This window comes from Gilliamella apicola (assembly GCF_003202915.1).
Taxonomy (GTDB): domain Bacteria; phylum Pseudomonadota; class Gammaproteobacteria; order Enterobacterales; family Orbaceae; genus Gilliamella; species Gilliamella apicola_Q.
This window is the reverse complement of the sequence record NZ_QGLP01000019.1, coordinates 1-2,540: the sequence shown is the minus strand read 5'-3', so window position 1 is coordinate 2,540 and position 2,540 is coordinate 1. Positions and strand designations below refer to the sequence as shown.

3 protein-coding genes and 1 pseudogene are annotated in these 2,540 nt (G+C 36.8%); 3 read left to right on the top strand and 1 reads right to left on the bottom strand.

The window, feature by feature from the left end; genetic code table 11:
- The 3 genes from DKK79_RS14345 to DKK79_RS14335 form a co-directional block, all read left to right on the top strand.
- On the top strand, nucleotides 1-431 hold a 431-nt coding region (locus DKK79_RS14345), incomplete at its 5' end, for a VENN motif pre-toxin domain-containing protein (protein WP_181415339.1).
- Between the two features lie 178 nt (nucleotides 432-609).
- Entirely contained in the window at nucleotides 610-1,497 is an 888-nt protein-coding gene (locus DKK79_RS14645; RefSeq protein WP_220019313.1) for a hypothetical protein, read from the top strand.
- Between the two features lie 45 nt (nucleotides 1,498-1,542).
- Nucleotides 1,543-1,992: a hypothetical protein gene (locus DKK79_RS14335; protein WP_220019312.1), complete on the top strand. Its 450-nt coding sequence runs from the start codon at nucleotides 1,543-1,545 to the stop codon at nucleotides 1,990-1,992.
- A gap of 44 nt (nucleotides 1,993-2,036) precedes the next feature.
- Here DKK79_RS14335 and DKK79_RS15025 read toward each other — a convergent pair.
- A pseudogene (locus tag DKK79_RS15025) lies at nucleotides 2,037-2,189 on the bottom strand (SymE family type I addiction module toxin); the annotation flags it as partial.
- Nucleotides 2,190-2,540: the final 351 nt, after the last annotated feature.

The window sequence follows — 2,540 nt, the reverse complement described above, 5'->3', positions numbered from 1 at the left end:
TAGCTGGCGCTAGTGCGCCATGGTTAGCGGAGCAGATAAAACTGCACACCGGGCATATGGGTGAAGATGGTAAATGGCAAACCGATGATATTGCCGGCAACTTAATTGCTCATGCAATACTTGGTGCAGTAGTCGCTGAGCTACAAGGCAACTCAGCATTATCTGGTGGAGCGGGTGCAGTGGTGGGTGAAGTTGCGGCAGATATCATCCGCAAACAACTGTATGGCAAAGAAGTCAAAGATTTAACCGAAGAAGAAAAACAAACCATCAGCGCACTATCTCAACTAGCCTCCGGTCTGGCAGTAGCTGCCGGTGGTGGTAATATTGGTGATGCCAGTGCGGCTATTAGTAGCAGTAAAAATGCGGTTGAGAATAATTATTTAAACTCAGATGAGCATCAAACCAAAAAAGGTTTAGAATACAAAACTTGAACTTCGTCTTAAAGATGATAGTTTAAGTGATGCATTAATAAATGCGTGTATTGATGTAAATAGTGATGAATGCCATGAGGAACGCCAAAAAGCCTACGATGCATTAAAAACTTATAAGCATTTAACTTATTTAAATCCTCCAAATGCTCAAATTGGTTACCAAGAAATTGAGCATTTATTGAACAGCACATCATCAGCAGCAAATGAATTCCGTGCTATTTATAATGGATATGTAGTAAGTTTTAAAAGTTTTGGTTACAGTGATGAAGAAGCTCAAGTAATGGCTGGTAGAACCATTGCAATAATGATGATGATTAATGGTTTGGAAGGGCATTTTGCTTTACCTATGATAAATAGAGCCTTAAAAGGAAGTAAATTATCAACGGCCAATAAAAGTAAAACTAGTAATATAACGGGAAAATTAGATAAAGATTATTTTGAATCAGTATATGGAAAAGAAAACGTTCAACAAGGTGGTGGAAATTATAAAGAAATAAAGGATAATATAAATAATAATCATGCAGCAAATCAACAGGCTAATAAAAGCAGTAATTTTGATGAGCATGTAGTAAATGAGAAAGGCTTGGAGAATGCTGGAAAGGGAACGGCGGGAACTACACAGGTTGCAAGGGAAGGGATTGGAGTGCCAGTAACTCAATCTAAAAATCCACTTAGTCCAGTACAACAATATGATGCTTATGGAAATGAAATTGTTTATAGAACTATGTCACCAGAACAGTTTAAGCAATTTGAGCGAACAGGTATAATGCCAGCAACGACTGAAACTTCTGTTTCACCAGTATTAAAATATTCATCAAAGTATAACGGCATTACGGTTAAAATAGTAGTTAAACCAGGGACGTTTTCTCAGCTTGAAAAAATTGGGATTTCAGCAAACAAACCAGCAAGTACACAATTCCCTAATATGTCTACTCAAACAGGAAAATGGATGAATACGAATACTCGATTCAAAGTGGAAGGAGGGCAAATGACAACCCAACTTGGGCAAGGTAAAGGCATAGAGATTTTTAATAAAAATATTGTCCATTTTGAAAAAGTAAAATAAAAGGTAAGAAATATGTTATTAAAGTTAGAAAATTCAAAAGTTCCTATGAAATTAGTTTATCTTTTATCTGAAGAGTTAAAAGATAATCCTGAGCAAATTGTAATGACACAGTCACTCACGCTCGATAAGTCGAGACCAAATATGGGTTTAAAAGGTACAAATGGCCTTTTTGGTTCTAAAGAATGGTGGAATAGTATTAAACAAGGAAAAATGCCTTTACTGCACGTGTCGGGAGTAATAACTAGAACCTATGTGGCAGGTCAAGATCCTTCTTCTGTAGATAATGCTTTTAGTTTACTATTAGATGATGGTTCCGAAGTTGAAGAAAGCATTTATAACTATATTAATTACAAGGATAAAAAGCTTTTTCAAAAAGGGGCTAAAGTTGAAATTATTTACGCATATGATGAACTGAAACGGCGAAATCATAATGGCGAAAAAGCTTACTTAGATATAGTATTAGAAATGGCTGTTTCATTAGAGCCCGTTGAATAAGTATCAATCCCCACCTAATTTGTGTGAGGATCTTTTATTGTTTTTTAAAACTTGCTTGTTAGTTTAATAATAAGTTTATTTTGCTTAACTTTAATGATAACTGTACAACCAACATAAAAGCCTATCTGTTCCAACCATCTACCCTTAATGGCCAGTTGTGGTCTGGGGTTGCGATTTGCGCCTTGTGGCACATAACCGACGGTATAAAATCACTCAGTGGGTTGTAGTGCAGGTGCTTTTCCTGTGGTTAATTTTAGCTTAGAATGTGTCTTAGCCATAGTTAACTCCTCGATAGTTAGTTGTGGTTAGCAGTGTTAAGGTGTTCGAGCACCTTAATGCTGCGCTATTGTTTACTGCATTAGCTTTTACTTCTTCTTTAGCCGCCCTGTTTTAACCAATCAACTGCTTAGCCTGATGCTTTATTTACCGGTGAACTGGCTGCATTAGCTATGGATATAGGTAACCCGGTCTCATCACCAATTTCGTACCATAAATCATCAACGAAGAGTCAATCAAGCTTACACGGTGAATATAGTAGCGGTAGTACA

Excerpts from the sequence above, each read along its gene's own strand:
- DKK79_RS14335 (WP_220019312.1), top strand. The coding sequence starts at position 1,543 with ATGAAATTAGTTTATCTTTTATCTGAAGAGTTAAAAGATAATCCTGAG.